General features: G+C 73.0%; 19 protein-coding genes. 6 read left to right on the plus strand and 13 right to left on the minus strand.

The window, feature by feature from the left end; translation table 11 throughout:
- Positions 1–187: 187 nt before the first annotated feature.
- Positions 188–1,786 (minus strand): MDR family MFS transporter, encoded by a 1,599-nt coding sequence (locus tag JE024_RS15640; protein ID WP_205374174.1) that lies wholly within the window; start codon positions 1,784–1,786, stop codon positions 188–190.
- Positions 1,787–1,899: 113 nt separating this feature from the next.
- Here JE024_RS15640 and JE024_RS15645 point away from each other — a divergent pair, with 113 nt between their 5' ends.
- Positions 1,900–2,478 carry a TetR/AcrR family transcriptional regulator gene (locus JE024_RS15645; protein WP_205374175.1) on the plus strand — a complete coding sequence of 193 codons (579 nt, stop codon included), beginning with the start codon at positions 1,900–1,902 and terminating at the stop codon, positions 2,476–2,478.
- A gap of 36 nt (positions 2,479–2,514) precedes the next feature.
- On the opposite strand, the gene JE024_RS15650 is transcribed toward JE024_RS15645, so the two are convergent.
- Positions 2,515–3,195 carry a M23 family metallopeptidase gene (locus JE024_RS15650; RefSeq protein WP_205374176.1) on the minus strand — a complete coding sequence of 227 codons (681 nt, stop codon included), beginning with the start codon at positions 3,193–3,195 and terminating at the stop codon, positions 2,515–2,517.
- A gap of 548 nt (positions 3,196–3,743) precedes the next feature.
- On the opposite strand from JE024_RS15650, the gene dacB reads away from it, so the two are divergent.
- A complete protein-coding gene (dacB, locus tag JE024_RS15655) occupies positions 3,744–5,348 on the plus strand; it encodes a D-alanyl-D-alanine carboxypeptidase/D-alanyl-D-alanine endopeptidase (RefSeq protein WP_205374177.1) in 1,605 nt (534 codons plus the stop codon).
- A 114-nt stretch (positions 5,349–5,462) separates the two neighbouring features.
- Here the strand turns inward: dacB and JE024_RS15660 are convergent, their stop codons facing one another.
- Positions 5,463–7,988: an ATP-dependent Clp protease ATP-binding subunit gene (locus JE024_RS15660; protein ID WP_205374178.1), complete on the minus strand. Its 2,526-nt coding sequence runs from the start codon at positions 7,986–7,988 to the stop codon at positions 5,463–5,465.
- 431 nt (positions 7,989–8,419) lie between these two features.
- Between JE024_RS15660 and JE024_RS15665 the strand changes: the two genes are divergently transcribed.
- Positions 8,420–8,998 carry an SCO3374 family protein gene (locus JE024_RS15665; RefSeq protein WP_205374179.1) on the plus strand — a complete coding sequence of 193 codons (579 nt, stop codon included), beginning with the start codon at positions 8,420–8,422 and terminating at the stop codon, positions 8,996–8,998.
- Here JE024_RS15665 and JE024_RS15670 read toward each other — a convergent pair.
- The 10 genes from JE024_RS15670 to JE024_RS15715 all read right to left on the minus strand — a co-directional run bounded on the left by JE024_RS15670 (position 8,977) and on the right by JE024_RS15715 (position 17,038).
- Positions 8,977–9,312 (minus strand): histone-like nucleoid-structuring protein Lsr2, encoded by a 336-nt coding sequence (locus tag JE024_RS15670; RefSeq protein ID WP_205374180.1) that lies wholly within the window; start codon positions 9,310–9,312, stop codon positions 8,977–8,979. The two genes, JE024_RS15665 and JE024_RS15670, sit on opposite strands and share 22 nt — an antisense overlap.
- 157 nt (positions 9,313–9,469) lie before the next feature.
- The gene (locus tag JE024_RS15675) at positions 9,470–9,997 is read right to left on the minus strand and encodes an amino-acid N-acetyltransferase (protein ID WP_205374181.1); all 528 of its coding nucleotides are present in this window, start codon (positions 9,995–9,997) and stop codon (positions 9,470–9,472) included.
- Between the two features lie 9 nt (positions 9,998–10,006).
- Entirely contained in the window at positions 10,007–10,402 is a 396-nt protein-coding gene (locus JE024_RS15680; protein ID WP_205374182.1) for a BlaI/MecI/CopY family transcriptional regulator, read from the minus strand.
- Positions 10,403–10,506: 104 nt separating this feature from the next.
- Complete coding sequence (locus JE024_RS15685) at positions 10,507–10,680, minus strand: hypothetical protein (protein WP_187283167.1); 174 nt, start codon at positions 10,678–10,680, stop codon at positions 10,507–10,509.
- 14 nt (positions 10,681–10,694) lie between these two features.
- Entirely contained in the window at positions 10,695–11,300 is a 606-nt protein-coding gene (locus JE024_RS15690; protein WP_205376557.1) for a hypothetical protein, read from the minus strand.
- A gap of 255 nt (positions 11,301–11,555) precedes the next feature.
- Positions 11,556–12,353: a type III pantothenate kinase gene (locus JE024_RS15695; protein ID WP_205374183.1), complete on the minus strand. Its 798-nt coding sequence runs from the start codon at positions 12,351–12,353 to the stop codon at positions 11,556–11,558.
- On the minus strand, positions 12,353–13,363 hold the full coding sequence (gene nadC, locus JE024_RS15700) for a carboxylating nicotinate-nucleotide diphosphorylase (RefSeq protein WP_205374184.1): 1,011 nt from the start codon (positions 13,361–13,363) through the stop codon (positions 12,353–12,355). Before nadC ends, JE024_RS15695 begins: the two co-directional genes overlap by 1 nt.
- Complete coding sequence (locus JE024_RS15705) at positions 13,360–15,090, minus strand: L-aspartate oxidase (RefSeq protein ID WP_244882877.1); 1,731 nt, start codon at positions 15,088–15,090, stop codon at positions 13,360–13,362. The genes nadC and JE024_RS15705 overlap by 4 nt, the downstream gene beginning before the upstream one ends.
- Positions 15,087–16,121 (minus strand): pantoate--beta-alanine ligase, encoded by a 1,035-nt coding sequence (gene panC, locus JE024_RS15710; protein WP_205374185.1) that lies wholly within the window; start codon positions 16,119–16,121, stop codon positions 15,087–15,089. The genes JE024_RS15705 and panC overlap by 4 nt, the downstream gene beginning before the upstream one ends.
- Entirely contained in the window at positions 16,118–17,038 is a 921-nt protein-coding gene (locus tag JE024_RS15715) for a Rossmann-like and DUF2520 domain-containing protein (protein WP_205374186.1), read from the minus strand. Before JE024_RS15715 ends, panC begins: the two co-directional genes overlap by 4 nt.
- A 343-nt stretch (positions 17,039–17,381) precedes the next feature.
- Here JE024_RS15715 and JE024_RS15720 point away from each other — a divergent pair, with 343 nt between their 5' ends.
- From JE024_RS15720 to JE024_RS15730, 3 genes are all read left to right on the plus strand, one after another.
- A complete protein-coding gene (locus JE024_RS15720; protein ID WP_244883180.1) occupies positions 17,382–18,485 on the plus strand; it encodes a threonine aldolase family protein in 1,104 nt (367 codons plus the stop codon).
- Positions 18,486–18,670: 185 nt separating this feature from the next.
- Positions 18,671–19,918, plus strand: a complete 1,248-nt coding sequence (locus tag JE024_RS15725) for a PP2C family protein-serine/threonine phosphatase (RefSeq protein WP_205374188.1) — start codon at positions 18,671–18,673, stop codon at positions 19,916–19,918.
- Between the two features lie 57 nt (positions 19,919–19,975).
- Positions 19,976–21,088, plus strand: a complete 1,113-nt coding sequence (locus tag JE024_RS15730; RefSeq protein WP_205376559.1) for a DUF5937 family protein — start codon at positions 19,976–19,978, stop codon at positions 21,086–21,088.
- Positions 21,089–21,103 lie beyond the last annotated feature (15 nt).

Consider the following 21,103-nt stretch of genomic DNA (forward strand, 5'->3'; position numbering starts at 1 on the left):
CCGGGCCGGGGTGCACGTGGCGGGGGCCTTCGCCGGAAGACCCCCGCCGGGACGTGCGCGGCGGGGGACCTCCGTCCGGAGACCCGGACCGGCGTGTGCGGCCCGGGCCTCCGTCGGGAGACCCGGGCCGGGGTGCACGTGGCGGGGACCTTCGCCGGAAGACCCCCGCCGGGACGTGCGCGGCGGGTCAGACCCGCTCGGTGACCTTGCCGGGGGTCCCGTCGGCGGCCGGGGCCGCCGGGGCCGCGGGGCCGGCGCCCCGCAGCGGCACCTCCTTGACGAAGAAGGAGGCCACGAGGGCGACGACCGCCACCGATCCGCCGACCAGGAACGCCGCGTGGGTGCCCGAGGCGACGGCGTACTCGTACGCCTCGCGCAGGGCGTCGGGGAGCTTGGCGAGGCTCGCCGCGTCGAGCTGGGCGGACCCGGCGGTCGCCTCGGCGCCGCCCCGTGCGGCCATCTCGTCCTCCACCCGGCCGGTGAACAGGGCACCCATCACGGCCACGCCGAAGGAGCTGCCGAGCGTCCGGAAGAGGGTGGCGCCCGAGGACGCGACGCCCATGTCCTTCATCTCGACGCTGTTCTGCGCGACCAGCATGGTGATCTGCATCAGGAAGCCCATGCCGGCGCCGAGGACGGCCATGTAGACGCCCGAGGTGAACCGCGAGGTGCCGGTGTCCATGGTGGCCAGCAGGAAGAGGCCGGTGATCATCAGGGCGCTGCCCGCGATGGGGAAGAGCCGGTACCTGCCGGTGCTGGTGGTGATCCGGCCGGCGATCATCGAGACGACGAGCATGGCGCCCAGCATCGGCAGCAGGAGCAGTCCGGAGTTGGTGGCGGAGGCGCCCTGCACCGACTGCTGGAACAGCGGCAGGAAGAGCACCGCTCCGAACATCACGAAGCCGGTGAAGAAGCCGATCACCGCCATCAGCGAGAAGTTGCGGCTGCGGAAGATGTGCAGCGGCATGATCGGCTCGGCGGCGCGTGCCTCGACGAACAGGAAGCCGACGAGCGAGGCGATGCCGATGGCCGACAGCTCCATGATCACGGCCGAGGTCCAGGCGTACTCGGTGCCGCCCCAGGTGGTGACGAGCACGATGGCCGTGATGCCGACGGTGAGCAGCGCGGCGCCCAGGTAGTCGATCCGGGCGGTGCTGCGCGGCTTCCTCGGCAGGTGGAGCACGGCGGTGACCATGGCCAGCGCGACGGCGCCGAGCGGCAGGTTGATGTAGAAGCTCCAGCGCCAGCCGAGGTGGTCGGTGATGGTGCCGCCGACCAGCGGGCCGCCGATCATGGCGACGGCCATGATGCCGGCCATCATGCCCTGGTACCGGCCGCGCTCACGGGGCGGCACCAGGTCTCCGATGATCGCCATGACGCCGACCATGAGACCGCCGGCGCCGAGGCCCTGGACGGCGCGGAAGCCGATGAGCTGGCCCATGTCCTGGGCCATGCCGCTGGTGACCGAGCCGATCAGGAAGATGACGATCGACAGCAGGAACACGCCCTTGCGGCCGTAGAGGTCGCCGAGCTTGCCCCAGATCGGGGTGGAGGCGGCCGTCGCCAGGGTGTACGAGGTGACCACCCAGGACAGATGTTCCAGTCCGCCGAGCTCGCCGACGATGGTGGGCATCGCGGTGCCCACGATCATGTTGTCGAGCATGGCGAGCAGCATGGCGATCATCAGGGCGAACATCACCGTCCGCACGCTGCGCTGCGGCTTTCCGCCGTCCCCTGGGCCGCTTCCGGCGGCCTCCGCCGCCTTGTCCTGTGCCGTGTCGGCCATGGTCCCCGTCTCCCCTGCCACTTACTTGTCGCCCGGCTAGTTACTACACTGGGGAAGGTAGACCCCCGACTAGCCGGGCGTCAAGTAAGTAAAAGCGGAGCGGAGACAGCACCATGGGCACCACACGGCAGCCGCGCCGGGGCGACACCCGGCAGCGCATCCAGGACGTGGCTCTGGAGCTCTTCGCCGAACAGGGATACGAGAAGACCTCGCTGCGCGAGATCGCCGAGGCCCTCGGTGTCACCAAGGCCGCGCTCTACTACCACTTCAGGACCAAGGAAGACATCGTGATCAGCCTCTTCCGGGACCTCACCCGCCCGATGGACGAGCTGCTGGCCTGGGGACGCGAGCAGCCGCGCACCCTGGAGACGAAGACGGAGGTGCTGCGGCGCTACTACGACGCCCTGAACGCGGCGGCGCCGCTGTTCCGCTTCATGCAGGAGAACCAGGCGACGATGCGCGAGCTGAGCATCGGGGAGAGCTTCAAGGACCGCATGATCACGATGCTGGCCCTCTTCCAGGAGGACGACGCGGCCATGGTGGACCGGGTCCGCTGCATCTCCGCGCTCTTCACGCTGCACGCGTCGATGTTCGCCCTGAAAGACGTGAAGGGCGCCCCCGAGGAGAAGCGTGAAGCCGTCCTCGAGGTCGCCCTCGGTCTGATCGCCCAGGCACATCACGGCCAGGGCTGATCACTCGCCCCCTGCGGGGCGCGCGGGTGCCGCTCGTCAGATGGTGACGCCGACGGCACGCAGGTAGTTGGCCGGGTTGAGCGCCGAGCCGTAGTTCGGGGTGGTGCGGATCTCGAAGTGCAGGTGCGGGCCGGACGAGTTGCCGGTGTTGCCGGACTTGGCTATGAGCTGGCCGGTCTTGACCTTCGAGCCGACGCCGACGTCGATCTTCGACAGGTGCGCGTACTGCGAGTACTTGCCGTTGGCGTGCTTGATCACGATGGCGTTGCCGTACGCGGGGCCGTCGCCGCCGCCGTTCGGGCCCGCCTTGACGACGGTGCCGGCGTGCGCGGCCTTCACCGGGGTGCCGACCGGCACGGCGAAGTCCTGGCCGGAGTGCTTGTGCGACCACATCGAGCCGCCCTGGGCGAAGCTCGCGGTCAGCGTGTACTTGCTGACCGGCTTGACCCACGAGGACGCCTTCTTGGCGGCCTTCTTCTTCGCGGACGCCTTGGTGGCGATCGACTTCTTCGCCGCGGCGGCCTGGGCGTCGGCCTGGGCCGCGACGGCGGAGGCCGCGTCCACGGCGGCCGGCTTGACCGCCTTGCCCGCGTCCGCGGAGGCGACACCCGCACCGGCTCCGACGACCATCACGGCGCCCATTCCGGCGGCCACGACGGCCCCACGGGTGCGCAGGACGGACGGACGGAAACGGTGGATCATGGCGCGCTTCGACATACGGGAGAACCTCCGGGCATGAATGGACCCGGCGTGCTCGCCGGGCTGGCTCCACATTGGTAACCCGCCCACCCAAGTCGCCTCAAATACCCCATCTACGACATCGCGTCGTAGCCGAGGCTCCGGGAATCAGCCTCTTGACGCCTTCACCGGACACCCGGCCCCCGGCCGCCGAGAACGCCGCCATTTGTCCGTTCGATCCGGTTTACGCCCACGTCCGGGCCCGGCCACCGGGGATTCGGCCCCCGACGGCGGGCATCGCGCCGCCGGAGGGCCGAAGGTCCCGCCGCGCAGCGGCCCACCGGCCCCGCCCGACCCCCGCGGCACCGCACTATTCCGTCTAGTAGGTCCGTTTTGCCCTGTGCGCCTTGTCACGGGCGAGGGGCCTCCGGGGGCCCGCAAAGGTGACCGGGGCCACCCCGGAAGCCCTCCGCGCGCCACCCAAGAACCGCCCCGAATGCGGCATTTGGGGGTGACCGGGGCCACACGACACCCCCGGATCGAGGCGTTCTTCCGGAGGACCCCCGCTTACGGGATGCTCCGGTGCCATGAGCAGACCCGTGAATCCCGAGCCCCGCCTCACCGCACTGCGCCGACGCGGCTGGATCCCGGCCCTCGCCGCGGCACTCGCCTGCACGCTCACCTGGAGCTCCCCCGCGGGCGCCGGGCCCTCCGACACCGGCCTCAAGGGCGCGATCGACACGATCCTCGGCGACCCACGCCTCGACGGCGGAGCCGTGAGCGTCGTCGTCGCCGACGCCGCGACCGGGGAGCGCCTCTACCGGCGCGACGCCGGCGACCGGCTGATGCCCGCCTCCAACACCAAGCTCGCCACCTCGGTCGCCGCCATGGCCCTGCTCGGCCCCGGCCACCGCTGGACCACCGACGTCCTGACGAGCGGGCGCCGCCACGGCTCCACGCTGGTGGGCGATCTCCATCTGCGCGGCTCCGGCGACCCCACGACCCTCGCGGCCGACTACGACCGGCTCGCCGCCGACGTCGCCGCGACCGGCATCCGGCGGATCACCGGCCGGCTGGTGGCCGACGACACGGCCTTCGACAGCGTCCGCCTCGGCCGCTCATGGGCCGCCGACGACGAGTCCGCGTACTACTCGGCGCCCATCTCTGCGCTCACCCTGGCCCCCGACACCGACTACGACTCCGGCACGGTCGTGGTCGAGGTGACCCCCGGCGCCCGCCCCGGCGACCGCCCGTCGGTGCGGCTGACCCCGCCGAACAGCCATGTGCGCCTCGACGTGGGCGCGACCACCGTGGCGAAGGACGCGCCCGCCGACCTCGCCGTCGAACGCCGGCACGGCACCGAGACGGTCACGGTCGGCGGCGGCATCCCCGCCGGGGCCGCCACCGTCAAGGAGTGGATCGCCGTCCACGACCCGACCGCCTACGCCACCTCGGTGTTCGCCGACGCGCTCCGCGCCCACGGCGTCCGGGTGCCGGACGGGCCCCGGCCCGTCCGCGCCGCGCCCCCCGGCGCCCGGGTGGTGGCCGCCCACCGGTCCATGCCGCTCACCGAGCTGATGCACCCCTTCATGAAGCTGTCGAACAACATGCACGCCGAGGCCCTCACCAAGACCATCGGCCGCACCGTCTCGGGGGCGGGGACCTGGGACGCCGGTCTGGCCGCCGTCCGCACGGACCTGGAAGGACGCGGCGTGGACATCCGGGGCGTGCGCCAGGCGGACGGCTCGGGGCTCTCCCGGATGAACCTCTTCCCCGCCGAGGCGCTGACCACCCTGCTGCTCTCGGCACGCGGGGAGCCCTGGTACGCCGCGTGGTACGACGCCCTGCCGGTGGCCTGCGCCCCCGACCGGGCCGTCGGCGGCACGCTGCGCTCCCGGATGTGCTCGACACCCGCGGCGCTCAACGCCCGGGCCAAGACCGGCTCGCTCACCGGAGCCTCGGCGCTGTCGGGGTACGTCACCGACGCGGCCGGTCGGGAGCTGGTCTACAGCGTGGTCCTCAACAACTACCTGGCCTCCTCGGTGAAGAGCGTCGAGGACGCCGTCGTGGTCACCCTGGCCTCCTCGGACACGGCCGGCGGCACCGTCCGGGGGGCCTCCCCCTCACGGGCCCGGACGGCGGAGCCCGACGCCGCGCTCGAGTGCTCCTGGCACCGGCCGGGCCGCTGCTGATCCCCCCGCCCGCCGGCTCTCCGGCGGCAGAGGCGGGGCATGAAGAAGGGCCGGGCCCCGGATCCTCTCGGATCCGGGGCCCGGCCCCGTGTCAGGCGCCCCGAGGGGCCCTCGTCACGCGTCCTTCGACAGGTTCGGACCGGTGCCGCCGGCCGCCTGCTCGATCGGCGGGACGTCCGGCAGCGCGGACTTCTCCTCGCCGCGGAAGGTGAACTTCTTCTCCTCACCCTCGCCCTCGGTGTCGACGACCACGATGTGACCGGGGCGCAGCTCGCCGAAGAGGATCTTCTCCGACAGGATGTCCTCGATCTCGCGCTGGATCGTCCGGCGCAGCGGCCGGGCGCCCAGCACGGGGTCGTAGCCCTTCTTGGCGAGCAGCGACTTGGCCGTGGAGCTGAGCTCGAGGCCCATGTCCCGGTCCTTCAGCCGCTCGTCCACCTTGGCGATCATGAGGTCGACGATCTGGATGATGTCGTCCTCGGTGAGCTGGTGGAAGACGACGGTGTCGTCGACACGGTTGAGGAACTCGGGCCGGAAGTGCTGCTTCAGCTCTTCGTTGACCTTCGCCTTCATCCGCTCGTAGCCCGTCTTGACGTCGCCCTGGGCGGCGAAGCCCAGGTTGAAGCCCTTGGAGATGTCCCGGGTCCCGAGGTTGGTCGTCATGATGATGACCGTGTTCTTGAAGTCCACGACGCGGCCCTGGGAGTCGGTCAGGCGACCGTCCTCCAGGATCTGCAGAAGGGAATTGAAGATATCGGGGTGGGCCTTCTCGACCTCGTCGAAGAGGACGACGGAGAACGGCTTCCGGCGCACCTTCTCGGTGAGCTGGCCGCCCTCTTCGTAACCCACGTATCCGGGCGGGGAACCGAAGAGACGGGAAACCGTGTGCTTCTCGCTGAACTCCGACATGTCGAGGGAGATCAGCGCGTCCTCGTCGCCGAAGAGGAATTCGGCGAGCGTCTTGGAGAGCTCGGTCTTACCGACACCGGACGGACCGGCGAAGATGAACGAGCCACCGGGGCGCTTCGGGTCCTTCAGACCGGCTCGCGTACGGCGGATCGCCTGCGAGAGGGCCTTGATGGCGTCCTTCTGCCCGATGACGCGCTTGTGGAGCTCGTCCTCCATGCGCAGCAGACGCGAGGACTCCTCCTCGGTCAGCTTGAAGACCGGGATGCCGGTGGCGGTCGCGAGGACCTCGGCGATCAGCTCGCCGTCGACCTCGGCGACGACGTCCATGTCGCCGGCCTTCCACTCCTTCTCCCGCTTGGCCTTCGCCGCCAGCAGCTGCTTCTCCTTGTCGCGCAGGGAGGCTGCCTTCTCGAAGTCCTGGGAGTCGATCGCGGACTCCTTGTCGCGGCGCACACCGGCGATCTTCTCGTCGAACTCGCGCAGGTCCGGCGGCGCGGTCATCCGGCGGATGCGCATCCGGGAGCCGGCCTCGTCGATCAGGTCGATCGCCTTGTCCGGCAGGAAGCGGTCCGAGATGTACCGGTCGGCCAGGGTGGCGGCCTGGACCAGCGCCTCGTCGGTGATCGAGACCCGGTGGTGGGCCTCGTACCGGTCGCGCAGACCCTTGAGGATCTCGATGGTGTGCGGCAGCGACGGCTCCGCGACCTGGATGGGCTGGAAGCGGCGCTCCAGCGCGGCGTCCTTCTCCAGGTGCTTGCGGTACTCGTCGAGCGTGGTGGCACCGATGGTCTGGAGCTCACCGCGGGCCAGCATCGGCTTCAGGATCGAGGCGGCGTCGATCGCGCCCTCGGCGGCGCCCGCACCCACCAGGGTGTGGAGCTCGTCGATGAACAGGATGATGTCGCCGCGGGTGCGGATCTCCTTGAGGACCTTCTTCAGGCGCTCCTCGAAGTCACCGCGGTACCGGGAGCCGGCCACCAGCGCGCCGAGGTCGAGGGTGTAGAGGTGCTTGTCCTTGAGGGTCTCGGGCACCTCGCCCTTGACGATGGCCTGCGCCAGGCCCTCGACGACCGCCGTCTTGCCGACGCCGGGCTCGCCGATGAGCACGGGGTTGTTCTTGGTGCGGCGGGACAGCACCTGCATGACCCGCTCGATCTCCTTCTCGCGCCCGATGACCGGGTCGAGCTTGGACTCACGAGCGGCCTGGGTGAGGTTCCGGCCGAACTGGTCGAGGACGAGGGAGGTCGAGGGCGTGCCCTCGGCCGGGCCGCCTGCCGTGGCGGCCTCCTTGCCCTGGTATCCGGAGAGCAGCTGGATGACCTGCTGCCGCACCCGGTTGAGATCGGCGCCCAGCTTCACGAGGACCTGGGCCGCGACGCCCTCGCCCTCGCGGATCAGGCCGAGCAGGATGTGCTCGGTGCCGATGTAGTTGTGGCCCAGCTGAAGAGCCTCGCGGAGCGACAGCTCCAGGACCTTCTTGGCACGGGGCGTGAAGGGGATGTGCCCGGACGGGGCCTGCTGGCCCTGGCCGATGATCTCCTCCACCTGCTGGCGGACCGCCTCGAGCGAAATCCCGAGGCTCTCCAGGGCCTTAGCGGCGACACCCTCACCCTCGTGGATAAGGCCCAGGAGGATGTGCTCGGTGCCGATGTAGTTGTGGTTGAGCATCCGGGCTTCTTCCTGAGCCAGGACGACAACCCGCCGCGCGCGGTCGGTGAACCTCTCGAACATCGTTAATCGCTCCTCAGAGCGGTCAGGCAGTAAGGGGTCGGTCCCCTCCCTGTCCTTCCGCAGCTTAGTCCCGCAAGCGGGGACCGCTCATTCCAACTGCCGACACCCGTCTGTGGCCTCCTGACCCCTGAACGCCGACAACTGCTCCAACCCGATGGTGCGAGACGATGTTCCCGCAGGCCAGGCAGTTACCCCTGTCGCCAGTACGCCGATGGCGAACGTGAGACGGCCCTGCGAGCGTGTCGCCCCTCCCCACTAGGAATGTCTTACCCGTCATCACTGACAGTCCATGCGGCGCACACCCGTCCCCTCAGCTACGGGCGAACAACCTTGCGCCGTGCCGCGCGCCCGTGGCGCCCCCGTTCCGGCACCGTGTGCGACGGACCGCACACCTTTCGTAACCGACGGGGGTCCGGGGAAGTTCCCCGGGTATGGCCTCCACGATCCCGTCGCTCCCGCATCCCCGCCCGCCCGGCGACGACGGCGTCGGGCACTGGTACCGCACGGTGCTCGGCTGGACGGTCGCCGAGGGCTCACCCGTGGCACTGGCGACGGGGATCCACTTCGACGTGCTGGAGATGCCGGCGGCGGCCGGCGCGGCGCTGCTGCGCCGGGCGGCCGCCGGGCCCGTCGCGCTCCAGGGCGGCAGGATGCGGCTGCTGGTCGCGGCGGGGAGCGCCGAGGAACTGCCGGGGCTGCTCGACTGGCTGGACTGGGGCGGCGTGGCCCTGGACCTCACGGCCACCGGGGCCGGCGGGCGGACGACCGCCCCGGCGCCCCCCGGCCGGACGGGTCCCGTCCCCCGGGGGGCCGCCCGCTGGCTGCGCCCGCCCGGGCGGGGGCGGGGCGCGGAACTGCCCGTGCTCGCCGGACTCGGGGGCAGTGGGGATGCCCCCGATCTCGTACGGCTGGTGGCCGCCGCGGCGACGGAGTGCCACCGGCTCCGGCTGCTGCGCACCGGGTGCGCGCGTGCCGGACGGGGCGAGCGTCAGCCGTTGGCCTTCTCGTAGGCCTCGCGGACGGACGCGGGGACGCGACCGCGGTCGTTGACCTCGTAGCCGTTGGCCTTGGCCCACGCGCGGATCTCCGCCGTGTCCTTGTTGCCGCCCGCGGCAGCGCGGCCCTTGCCGCGGCCGGTCGCGGCACGGCCACCGGTACGCCGGCCGCTCTTCGCGTACGGCTCGAGCAGGCTCCGGAGCTTGTCGGCATTGGCGGTGGTGAGGTCGATCTCGTAGGTCTTGCCGTCCAGAGCGAACGTCACCGTCTCGTCCGCCTCGCCGCCGTCGAGGTCGTCGACAAGAAGGACCTGAACCTTCTGTGCCACCGGATTTCCTTTCATCGAAAATGCAGTTACGCGGAAAGGAAACCGCTTTTCTCTGGAAAACACAAACCCTTGGCAGAGGTTCAGATCCTCGAGAAGACGGGAAACGTGCGCGATTCGGACATAGGGATCCGGGCTTCCGCGGACGGGCCGGCCGCCGTCACAGGTGCAGAAGCATGCGGCTGTTGCCCAACGTGTTCGGCTTCACCCGTTCGAGACCGAGGAACTCCGCGACTCCCTCGTCATAGGAACGCAGCAGCTCCGCGTAGACATCGGTGTCGACCGGAGTCTGGGACTCCCCGATCTCGGTGAAGCCGTGCTTCTGGAAGAAGTCGACTTCGAAGGTGAGGCAGAAAACCCGGCGCACGCCGAGCCACCGCGCGGTCTGGAGCAGCTTGCCGAGCACCTGGTGACCGATGCCGTGGCCGAGGAACTGCGGGTCCACCGCGAGGGTGCGCACTTCGGCGAGGTCTTCCCACATCACATGCAGTGCGCCGCAGCCGACGACCCTGGCGTCCTCGTCGCGTTCCGCCACCCAGAACTCCTGGATGGCTTCGTAAAGCGTGACGGTCGCTTTGTCGAGCAGGATGCCTTCACTCACGTACGGATCGACGAGTCGGCGCACATCGGGGACATCGCTGGTCCTGGCCCGCCGGACGGTGACGGCATTTGCTGCGGCATAAGGCATGGCGCGACGCTATCGCCCCGCCGCACCCGGTCCGTCGCCACCCTCGTCGCCCTGCACGATGCGCATCGCGGCTTGCAGCGACTCGCGCTGCTCGGGCGACATCATGCCGAAGAAGGCGACAAGCGCGGCGGCCGGGTTGTCGCTCTGGGACCAGGCTTCGTTCATCAGTGCGGCCGAGTAGGCGGCACGGGTGGAGACCGCCGTATACCGATAGGCGCGGCCGTCCACTTCCCGGCGCACCCAGCCCTTCTGATGGAGATTGTCCATTACCGTCATGACGGTGGTGTAGGCGATGGACCGTTCCTGCTGGAGGTCTTCCAGGACTTCCCTGACGGTGACCGGCCGGTTCCATTGCCAGACCCGGGTCATGACGGCGTCTTCGAGCTCTCCCAATTGACGGGGCACATTGCCACCCTAGTAGGAGAAACCGTCACGAAGAGCTATTGACGTAACAAAAAGGACGTACGACAGGGAACTGTCGTACGTCCTCGATGCGCCGGGACGGCGTCTCAGGCGTCGGGGCCGGGCTGCCGGGCCGACTCGGCCCGGCTCAGCGCGGCGTCGACGGCCGCGTCCTCCTTGGCCTTGTTCGGGCCGCCCTGGCTCTTGACGATCGTCACGACCAGGCCGATGAAGAAGGCGGCCATCACCACGGGGGGAACGAGCGCGGAAACGTAGTCCATGCCGTCCAGAGTAGCTATCCGACGGCGCGGTGCTCCGGCGGGGGCACCGGCTTCCGGCGTGGCGGGAACACCTCGGAGGGCTTCGGCACCGGCTTCTCCTCGGGAGCCGGCGGCCTCGGCCGCGGCTGCGGCCTGCCCTTCGGGTCGTCGGCTCCCCGGCCGCCGGGGAGCGCGAGCAGCCGGGCGCGGCGGGGCGTTCCGGCGGGCCGGTGCTCCGGCGCGGGCGCCGGTGCGGGGACGCGCACGGCGCTCCGGGCGAGCCTGGCCCGCACCGACCGCTCCGCGATCCCCAGGCAGCGCCGCAGCACGGCCGCGGCCACCGGGTTGCCGCCGAGTGCCCGCAGGGCCGCGAGATCGTCCCTGACGGGCTCGTAGCCGGCCGCCAGGGCCTCCTGGAGGAGCTCCAGATAGCCGGAGGCCGAGCCGGGCAGGGCGGCGCGGTAGCGGGCGAGATCGGAGACGAGGAAGGCGCGCAGGCGTCCGGCCTCGCGGACGGCCTCGTCGACGGAGTCGGCCAGACGCAGGCATTCCCGGACGTCCTCGTCGGCGAGGGGGACGGGATGGAGGGCGGTGGCGAGGGCGCGTCGGAGCACACGCAGCTCGTCCGCGCCGAAGGCCATTCCGCCGTGGGGTCCGTATGGCGTGGGCATGCGCCGACCATACGAGCCGAAGGGCCAAATTCCACTTAATGGTACGAAAGCGGGCGTTTTCATTTCCGCGGGCGGAATTGCGTGCGCGCGAAGGCCCGTCCGGCACCGTCCCCGCGTACGGGAAGGCGGAGGCGGTGCCGTGTTCCTCGGGCCCGGCGGGAGCAGCCTCCTACCCGGAGGCGGTGGCCCGGCCCGCCGGGGCGGGACGGCTCCGGCGGGCGGTCGTCACCTGCGGGCGACGTTGCGCTCGTAGACCAGGCGCAGGCCGATCAGCGTCAGCCAGGGCTCGTGCTCGTCGATCGCGGAGGACTCGCCGAGCACCATCGGCGCCAGGCCGCCCGTCGCGATCACGGTCACCTCCTCCGGGTCCTCGGCGAGCTCCCGCTTCATCCGGCCCACCACGCCGTCGACCTGGCCCGCGAAGCCGTAGACGATGCCGGCCTGCATGGCCTCCACGGTGTTCTTGCCGATCACGCTGCGCGGGCGGGCCAGCTCGATCTTGCGGAGCTGGGCACCCTTCACCCCGAGCGCCTCGACGGAGATCTCGATGCCGGGGGCGATCACCCCGCCCGTGTACTCGCCGCGCGCGCTGACGGCGTCGAAGGTCGTCGCCGTGCCGAAGTCGACGACGATCGCGGGGCCCCCGTACAGCTCGACCGCCGCGACCGCGTTGATGATGCGGTCGGCGCCGACCTCCTTCGGGTTGTCCATCAGGATCGGCACACCGGTCTTGATGCCGGGCTCGACCAGGACCGCCGGCACGTCGCCGTAGTAGCGGCGGGTGACCTCGCGCAGTTCGTGCAGCACCGACGGGACCGTCGAGCAGATCGCGATGCCCTCGATGCCGTCGCCCAGTTCCTCGCCGAGCAGCGGGTGCATGCCCATCAGGCCCTGGAGGAGGACGGCGAGTTCGTCGGCGGTGCGCCGCGAGTCGGTCGAGATGCGCCAGTGCTCGACGATCTCCTCGCCGTCGAAGAGACCCAGGACGGTGTGGGTGTTGCCGACGTCGATGGTGAGGAGCATCAGGCGTCGACCTCGCGGAGGTCGAGACCGATGTCGAGGATCGGCGAGGAGTGGGTGAGCCCGCCGACGGCGAGGAAGTCGACGCCCGTGCGCGCGTAGGCCGCGGCGTTCTCCAGGGTGAGGCGGCCGGAGGACTCCAGGATCGCGCGGCCGGCGTTGAGGGCGACGGCCTCCTCCGTCTCCGCCGGGGTGAAGTTGTCCAGCAGGATCAGGTCGGCGCCCGCGTCCAGGGCCTCGCGGGCCTGGTGCAGGGTGTCCACCTCGACCTCGACGGGCAGCCCGGGGAAGCGGTCGCGGACGGCCTTGAACGCCTCCGCGACACCGCCCGCCGCCACCACGTGGTTGTCCTTCACGAGGGCCGCGTCGGACAGCGACATCCGGTGGTTGACGCCCCCGCCGCAGCGCACCGCGTACTTCTCCAGGGCGCGCAGGCCGGGCGTGGTCTTGCGGGTGTCGCGCACCCGCGCGCCGGTGCCCTCCAGGGCGTCGGCCCAGGCGCGGGTCGCCGTCGCGATGCCGGACAGCCGGCACAGCAGGTTGAGCGCGCTGCGCTCGCCGGTGAGCAGGTCACGGGTGCCGGCGGTGACGGAGAGCAGCTTCTGCCCGGCCTCCACCCGGTCGCCGTCCTCGACGTGCCGCTCCACCTCGAAGTCGGTGGTGCACACGATCGACAGGATCGCCTCGGCGACCCGCAGACCGGCCACCGTGCCGGCCTCGCGGGCGGTGAAGTCGCCGGTCGCGACGGCGTCCTGGGGGACCGTCGCCGCGCTGGTGACGTCCACCCCGCCGTCGAGGTCCTCCTCGATGGCGAGATGGGCGATGTCCTCGACCTGGACCGGGTCGAGCCCGGCGGCGGCGAGGAGTTCGGCGAGCGCGGGGTCGAGACCGCTCTCGTACGTCTCGTCGGCGCAGCCGCAGCCGTCGCCGCAGCCCGCCCCGTCCGCTGCGGGTGCGCCGATCTGGATCAGCGGTACGTCCACGGGCTCCGGACGTTCTTCGGGCGTGGTCACGGTTGCGGCTCCCTGGGGGCGTTGGGCGTTACGGGGGGAAAGGCCTCACCGGCGGTGGGGCGGACGTCCGGCTCCCCCGCGGAGAGGCGGACGACGAGGTGACGCCGCCAGTGGTCGTCGTCGCGGTCGGGCCGGTCCTCGCGCCAGTGGCAGCCGCGGGTCTCCTCGCGCTCCAGGGCGGCGGCCACCAGGGCGCGGGCGACGTCGAGGAGGTTCGTCGTCTCCCAGGACCCGGTGCACGGCTCGGCCACGGGGCCCGCGGCGGAGGCGGCGGAGGCGGAAGTGGCCGCGTGCAGGGCCGCCAGGGCGTCGGCCGCCTTGTGCAGGCTCGGCCCGGAGCGGAGCACTCCGGCGTATCCGCTCATGATCCGCTGGATCTCCGCGCGGGTACCCGGTGCGGCCAGCGGGCGGGGCGGCTGCGGGGCGGGGCCGGGCACCGCGGGCACGCCCTCGCGGTGCGGGCCGTGCGCGGTGATGTCCTCGGCGATCCGCTCGGCGAAGACCAGGCCCTCCAGCAGCGAGTTGGAGGCCAGCCGGTTGGCGCCGTGGACGCCGGTGCAGGCGACCTCGCCGCAGGCGTACAGGCCGGGGACGGTGGTGCGGCCGTGCAGATCCGTCCGCACCCCGCCGGAGGCGTAGTGCGCCGCGGGGGCCACCGGGACCGGCTCGGTCACCGGGTCGATGCCGTGGGCCCGGCAGGCGGCCAGGATCGTGGGGAAGCGGCTCTCCCACATCGGGGCGCCGAAGTGGCGGGCGTCCAGGTACATGTGCTCGGCGCCCTGCTCCTGCATCCGGCGCATGATGCCCTTGGCGACGATGTCGCGGGGGGCGAGCTCGGCCAGCTCGTGCTGCCCGGTCATGAAGCGGACGCCGTCGGCGTCGACGAGGTGGGCGCCCTCCCCGCGCACGGCCTCGGAGACCAGCGGCTGCTGGCCCTCGCTGTCCGCGCCGAGGAACAGGACGGTGGGGTGGAACTGCACGAACTCCAGGTCGGAGACCTCGGCCCCGGCGCGCAGCGCGAGCGCCACGCCGTCGCCGGTGGAGACGGCGGGGTTGGTGGTGGCCGAGTAGACCTGGCCCATGCCGCCGGTGGCGAGCACCACGGCCGGGGCGTGGACGGCGCCGACGCCGTCGTGCTCGCCCTCGTCCATGACGTGCAGGGTGATGCCCGCGGTGCGGCCCTCGCCGTCCGTGAGGAGGTCGAGGACCAGGGCGTTCTCGATGGTGCGCAGGCCCTGGCCGCGGACGGCGTCGACCAGGGCCCGGGAGATCTCGGCGCCGGTGGCGTCGCCGCCGGCGTGCGCGATGCGGCGCCGGTGGTGGCCGCCCTCGCGGGTCAGCTCTATCGCGCCGGACTCCGGGTCCGTGTCGAAGCGCGCGCCCGTGGCGATCAGCCGGCGCACCGCGTCGGGGCCCTCGGTGACCAGGGTGCGCACGGCCTCCTCGTCGCAGAGGCCGGCGCCGGCCACCAGGGTGTCGTCGAGGTGCTGCCCGGGGGTGTCGCCCTCGCCGAGCGCGGCGGCGATGCCGCCCTGCGCCCAGCGGGTGGAGCCGTCGTCGAGGCGGGCCTTGGTGACCACGACCGTGCGCAGGCCGGCGGCCGCGCAGCGCAGTGCGGCGGTGAGCCCGGCCACGCCGGAGCCGACCACGGCCACATCGGCCTCGATGGCCCACCCGGGGGCGGGGGCGGCCAGCCGGGTGCCGGCCTCGGGCCGTATTCCGGTCACTGCGGGGCTCCGAACGTGAGGGGGATGTTGTCGATCAGGCGGGTGGCCCCGACCTTCGCGGCGACCGCGAGGACCGCGTCCCCGGTGTGGTCGTCGGCGACCTCGGTGAAGGTGGCCGGGTCGACGAGCGCCAGGTAGTCCAGCAGCAGGGGCGGCGCGGACAGGGCGGCCTCGTCCAGCACGGCGGCGGCCGCGGCGCGCACGGCGTCGGCGCCGACCGGCGGCCCGGCCTGGGCGACCGCGTGGGCGTCGGCCGCGGCCCGCGCCTCGCCCATCGCGGACAGCGCGGCGGCACGGGCGGGGGCGGCCGGGACCGCCTCGGCGCGGGCGTGCAGCGCCTGCTGGGCGGCGAGCCGGTCCCGGGCGGCGAAGAGCGCCCGGGACAGCGCGAGGGCGGTGCCCCGCTCGGCGGGCGAGAGGTACTGGTTGCGGCTGGACCGGGCCAGGCCGCTCTCCTCGCGGACGGTGGGCACCCCGACGATCTCCACCGGGAAGTTCAGATCGCGCACCATGCGCCGGATGAGGGCGAGCTGCTGGGCGTCCTTCTGCCCGAACAGCGCCACGTCGGGCGAGGTGAGGTGGAGCAGCTTGGCGACGACGGTGAGCATGCCGTCGAAGTGGCCGGGCCTGGTCCGGCCCTCCAGCACCTCGCCCATGGGGCCCGCCGTGATCCGCACCTGCGGGGAGCCGCCCGGGTAGACCTCGTCGACGGACGGGGCGAAGACGGCGTCCGCGCCCGCTCCGGCGGCCGTCGCCAGGTCGGCGTCGAGGGTGCGCGGATAGCGGTCGAGGTCCTCGCCCGCGCCGAACTGGAGCGGGTTGACGAAGACGGTGACGACGACGAACCCCTCGTCGCCCACGTGCCGGCGGGCGGCCGCGACCAGCTCGGCGTGGCCGTCGTGGAGCGCGCCCATGGTCATCACGACGGCGGTGCGGCCGGCGCCGGTGCGGCGGGTCGCGAGCAGGGCGCGGAGGGCTTCGCGGGTGGGCACGAGCTCCAGGTCGCGCGTGGTCGTACGGCTACGGCTCATCGCAGGTCCCCCTCCGCGAGGACACCCAGCAGGTCTTCGGCGAGCTCGGGCTTGAGCATGCCGTTGGCGAGGGCGCGGTCGGCCGTCGTCCGGGCCATGGCGAGGTAGCCGGCGACCGCGGCCGGGGCGTGCCGGCGCAGCTCGGCGACGTGCGCCGCGACGGTGCCCGCGTCGCCCCGGGCGACCGGGCCGGTCAGCGCCGCGTCACCGGAGCGGAGCGCGTTGTCGAGGGCGGCGCCGAGGAGCGGGCCGAGCATCCGGTCCGGGGCGGCGACACCGGCGGTGCGCAGCAGCTCCATGGACTGGGCGACCAGGGTGACCAGGTGGTTCGCCCCCAGGGCGAGGGCCGCGTGGTAGAGCGGGCGGGCGGCCTCCTCGATCCACTCCGGCTCGCCGCCCATCTCGATGACGAGCGCCTCGGCGGCGAGCCGCAGCTCCTCGGGCGCGGTCACGCCGAAGGAGCAGCCGGCGAGCCGCTGCACGTCGACCGCGGTGCCGGTGAAGGTCATCGCCGGGTGCAGGGCGAGCGGCAGGGCGCCGGCGCGGGTCGCGGGGGCGAGCACATCGGCGCCGAACCGGCCGGAGGTGTGCACCAGCAGCATGCCGGGGCGCACGGACCCCGTCTCGACGAGGCCCTCGACGAGACCGGGCAGCGCGTCGTCGGGGACGGTGAGCAGGACCAGCTCGGCCCTGGCCATGACCTCGGCCGGCGGGACCAGCGGCACCGAGGGCAGCAGGGCGGCGGCCCGGCGCCGGGAGGCGTCGGAGACGCCGGAGACCGCGACCGGGCGGTGGCCGGCGAGGCGGAGCGAGGCGGCCAGGGCGGGGCCGACCCGCCCGGCTCCGACCACGCCCACGGTCAGGCGGGCAGGGCGGTCCCGCGCGTCGAGCGGTTCCTGTGGTGGTGTGGCGTTCACGCGGCGGTGCCTTCCGTTCCAGTCCGCGGGGGGTACCGGACGATTTCTCGTCACGATGCTACGCCAGCGCGGGTGACGCCCCCGAAGTTGTCCACAGGCTGTGGGCGATGATCGGACCGTGACGGATACGCGTACGGATACGAGCACGGATGTGAGCACCGATGTCGCCGCCGAAGCCGGTGGCGACGGGGCGGCGGGGGCCGGTGGCGACGGCGCAGCAGGGGCCGGCGGTGGCGGGACGGCGGGGCCCGGCGGCGGGGCCGGGGCGCCGTCCGGCGGGCCGTCCGGGTCGGGCGGCGACGGCGAGGGCGCCGGCCCCGACGACGACGGCAAGCGCCGGCGGCTGGCCGCGTGGCGGGCGTCGGAACGCGTGCTGTGGCGCGGTTCCGCCGAGCGGAGCCTCGCCGAGGGCCTCGCCGCGCTGACGGCGGGCGCCCCCGGCGTGTACGACCTCGACGAGCCGGCGGACGTCTACGGCGACGGCGTGGTGGCCGAACTGGAGCGGCGCACCGCGGCGCTGCTCGGCTTCCCCGCCGCCGTCTGGTTCCCCACCGGGACCATGGCGCAGCAGGTCGCGCTGCGCGCCTGGGCGGGGCGCACCGGCGGTGGCACCGTGGCCCTCCACCCGCAGTCCCATCCGGAGGTGCACGAACGGTCCGCGTTCTCCGTGGTCAGCGGGTTGCGCACGGTCCATCCGACGACGGCGCCCCGGCTGCCGACCGCCGAGGAGGTGCGCGAGTGCGACGAGCCGTTCGCCACGCTGATGCTGGAGCTGCCGCTGCGCGACGCCGGTTTCGTGCTGCCGGAGTGGGACGAGCTGGTCGACGTGGTGGACGCGGCGCGCGAGCGGGACGCGGTGGTGCACTTCGACGGCGCGCGGCTGTGGGAGTGCGTGCCGCACTTCGGCCGCCCCCTGGCGGAGATCGCCGGGCTCGCGGACAGCGTGTACGTGTCGTTCTACAAGTCGCTCGGCGGGCTGTCGGGCGCGGTGCTGGCGGGCCCGGCCTCCCTCGCCGACGAGGCGCGGGCGTGGCGGCACCGCTACGGCGGGCAGCTCTTCCAGCAGTACCCGGCCGTGCTGTCGGGGCTGATCGGCCTGGAGCGCGAGCTGCCGCGGCTGCCGGAGTACGTGGCGCACGCGAAGGTGGTGGCCGCGGCCCTCGACGAGGGGCTGCGGCGGGCCGGGGTGCCCTGGCACCGCATCAACCCGCCGGTGCCGCACACCCACCAGTTCCAGGTGTGGCTGCCGTACTCGGCGGAGGCGCTGAACGAGGCGGCCCTGGCCCAGTCCGAGGAGACCCGGACGACGCTGTTCCGCCGCTGGTTCGCGGAGGGGTGCCCGCCGGGGGTCGCCCTCACCGAGGTGACGGTCGCGGCGGAGGGGCTCGCCTGGTCGGCGGCGGACGTGGTGGCGGGGGTGGAGGAGTTCGTGCGGCGGCTGGGGTAGGCGCCGCGGGGGGCGCGACCGGAGGGGCGGGTGGCTTCGGGCCGCCGGTCGGGCGCGCGGTGGGGCCCCGTGGGTGAGACTGGACGAAGGGCCTGGTGTCCGGAGGCGGCAGACGGCCCGCCGGTGCCGGACGGCGGCGGAGCCCGGGCGGTCGCGCGGGACGCGCCGGCGCGCGGAGGTGGAAGGTGAACGAACCCTCGATCGACTACCGGGCCGTGTTCCAGACACTGCCGGGCGCGGTCGCGCTGATGACCACCGACCTCGTGTACGCGGACGTCAACGAGGCGTTCCTGGCCATCTCGGGGCGCACCCGTGAGCAGGTCGTCGGCCGCTATCTGTTCGACGTGTTCCCCGACAACCCCGGCGACCCGTCGGCCGACGGCGTGCGCAACCTCTCCGCCTCGCTGCGCCGGGTGATCGAGACCGGGGAGCGCGACAGCATGGCGCTCCAGCGGTACGACGTGGAGGACCCGAAGCGGCCGGGGACCTGGGAGGAGCGCTGGTGGAGCCCGGTGAACGTCCCCGTGACCGGCCCGGACGGCTCCGTCGCCCTGCTGCTGCACCGGGTGGAGGACGTGACGAGGCTGATGCGCGCCCGCGGCGCGGCCGACGTCGACCGCACCCGGGTGCTGGAGGCCGAGCTCTACTCGCGCGCCCGCGAGCTCCAGGCCGCCAACGAGCGGCTGCGCCGCGCCCACGCCCGGGACCACGAGATCGCCCTCCGGCTCCAGGACTCGATGCTGCCGCCCCAGCCGCTGGACCGGCACCGGCGGGCGGTCTGCTACCGGCCCGCCACCGGGGCGCTGAACGTGTGCGGCGACTGGTACGACCTCGTCGACCTGCCGGAACTGAACCGCACCGCCGTCGCCGTCGGCGACGTCGTCGGCCACGGGCTCCTCGCCGCCGGTGTCATGGGCCAGCTCCGCAGCGCCCTGTCCGCCGCCTCCCGGGTGGCGGCGGGACCGGCCCAGGCGCTGGAGGTGCTCGGGCTGTACGCCCGGTTCGTCGACGGGGCGGAGTCGACCACCGCCGTCTCCGTCTTCATCGACTGGAAGGAGCACACCCTCACCTACAGCAGCGCCGGGCACCCGCCGCCCGCCGTGTGCCGGCCCGACGGGACGGTCACCTTCCTCGACGGGGCCACCGACCCCCCGCTCGGCGCCCGCCCCGAGCACGTCCCGAGACCCCAGGCCTGCTGCGGCTTCGAGGAGGGTTCCGCGCTCGTGCTGTACACCGACGGGCTGATCGAGCGGCGCGGCGAGGACATCTACACCGGCATCGACCGGCTCGCCGAGGCCATCGGCCGCCACCACACCGCCGATCCGGGCACCATCGCCGACTCGCTGCTGGCCGACCTCGTCCCGGACACCGGGGTGGTGGACGACATCGCGCTCGTCGTCCTGCGGCTGACGGACCCCGCGGGCGCGATGTGACGTTCCGGACGTCCGCGGCACCGCGCCCCGGCCGTCGCGCACCATGGGGACGTGAGCGTGAGCATCGACATCACCGGGCTGCCCGCGGAGGGCGTCGTCTTCGGCACCTCCCCCCTCGCCGAGCTGGGCGTCTGTCTGCACGCCCTGGCCGAGCCGGGGCACCACCCGGGCCTGCACGGCTGGGCCACGGCCACCGCGGCGGGCCTGCAGCCCGATCTCGCCGACCGGCTCCACGAGGCGGAGTTCCTGTGGCGCACGACGTTCTCGGACGTCTTCATGCCCTTCGCCGGGCTCACCGGCGGCGGGGGCGGCACCGGGGAGACCCTCGCCGACGAACTCGACCTGCTCGACCGTCTCGACGACGAGCGCTTCGTCTCCGCCGCGCTGGAGTTCACCTGTGTGAGCTGCTACTCGACGGGCGGCCCCTCCCCGCTGAGCGACCCCGCCCGGCGCGAGCGCTCCCTGGAGCTCGCCGCCGGCCGCGGCCCGCGCCAGCTCGACTTCACCCGGCGGCTGCTGGACGACCCCGCGGCCGTACGGACGTGGATACGCCGCCTGTTCGAGGACTGCGACGAGGCGTTCTTCGCCGACACCTGGCGCCGGGTCTCGCCGCGGCTGGCCGCCGACGCCCGGCACAAGACGGAGCTGCTGCGCCACAAGGGCCTCGACGAGACGCTGCGGGCGGTGTCCCCCGCGCTCTCCGTGGACGGGGACCGCACCCGGATCAGCGCCGACAAGCTGGCGGTGGGCAGGACGACCGCGATCGACCCGGCGGTCGGCGCGGGCCTCACCCTCATCCCGACCAGCTTCGGCTGGCCCCATCTGCTGATCCTGCACGCCCCGGGCTGGCGCCCGGTGATCCACTACCCGGTCGGCTCCCCCGAGCTGCCGGGCGCCTCCCCGGTGGAGCTGCTGACGCTGCGGATGGAGGCGCTGGCGCACCCGATGCGGATGCGGCTGTGCCGTCATCTCGCCCGCGCCGCGCACACCACCAGCGAACTGGCCGACACCTACGGGATCACCGCCCCGGAGGTCTCCCGCCATCTGTCCGTGCTCAAGCGGGCCGGACTGGTCACGACCCGCCGGCGGGGCCGGTACGTGCTCCACCAGCTCGACGTGACCCTGGTCGCCCGGCTCGGCAGCGACTTCCTGGAGACCGTGCTGCGCTGAGCGGGGCGGGGCCGG

It is taken from the genome of Streptomyces zhihengii (assembly GCF_016919245.1).
Classification (GTDB): domain Bacteria; phylum Actinomycetota; class Actinomycetes; order Streptomycetales; family Streptomycetaceae; genus Streptomyces; species Streptomyces zhihengii.

Bases quoted from the DNA above. Each gene is read 5' to 3' on its own strand.
- JE024_RS15640 (WP_205374174.1), bottom strand. From the start codon at position 1,786: ATGGCCGACACGGCACAGGACAAGGCGGCGGAGGCCGCCGGAAGCGGC.
- JE024_RS15645 (WP_205374175.1), top strand. From the start codon at position 1,900: ATGGGCACCACACGGCAGCCGCGCCGGGGCGACACCCGGCAGCGCATC.
- JE024_RS15650 (WP_205374176.1), bottom strand. From the start codon at position 3,195: ATGTCGAAGCGCGCCATGATCCACCGTTTCCGTCCGTCCGTCCTGCGC.
- dacB (WP_205374177.1), top strand. From the start codon at position 3,744: ATGAGCAGACCCGTGAATCCCGAGCCCCGCCTCACCGCACTGCGCCGA.
- JE024_RS15660 (WP_205374178.1), bottom strand. From the start codon at position 7,988: ATGTTCGAGAGGTTCACCGACCGCGCGCGGCGGGTTGTCGTCCTGGCT.
- JE024_RS15665 (WP_205374179.1), top strand. From the start codon at position 8,420: ATGGCCTCCACGATCCCGTCGCTCCCGCATCCCCGCCCGCCCGGCGAC.
- JE024_RS15675 (WP_205374181.1), bottom strand. From the start codon at position 9,997: ATGCCTTATGCCGCAGCAAATGCCGTCACCGTCCGGCGGGCCAGGACC.
- JE024_RS15685 (WP_187283167.1), bottom strand. From the start codon at position 10,680: ATGGACTACGTTTCCGCGCTCGTTCCCCCCGTGGTGATGGCCGCCTTC.
- JE024_RS15690 (WP_205376557.1), bottom strand. From the start codon at position 11,300: ATGGCCTTCGGCGCGGACGAGCTGCGTGTGCTCCGACGCGCCCTCGCC.
- JE024_RS15695 (WP_205374183.1), bottom strand. From the start codon at position 12,353: ATGCTCCTCACCATCGACGTCGGCAACACCCACACCGTCCTGGGTCTC.
- panC (WP_205374185.1), bottom strand. From the start codon at position 16,121: ATGAGCCGTAGCCGTACGACCACGCGCGACCTGGAGCTCGTGCCCACC.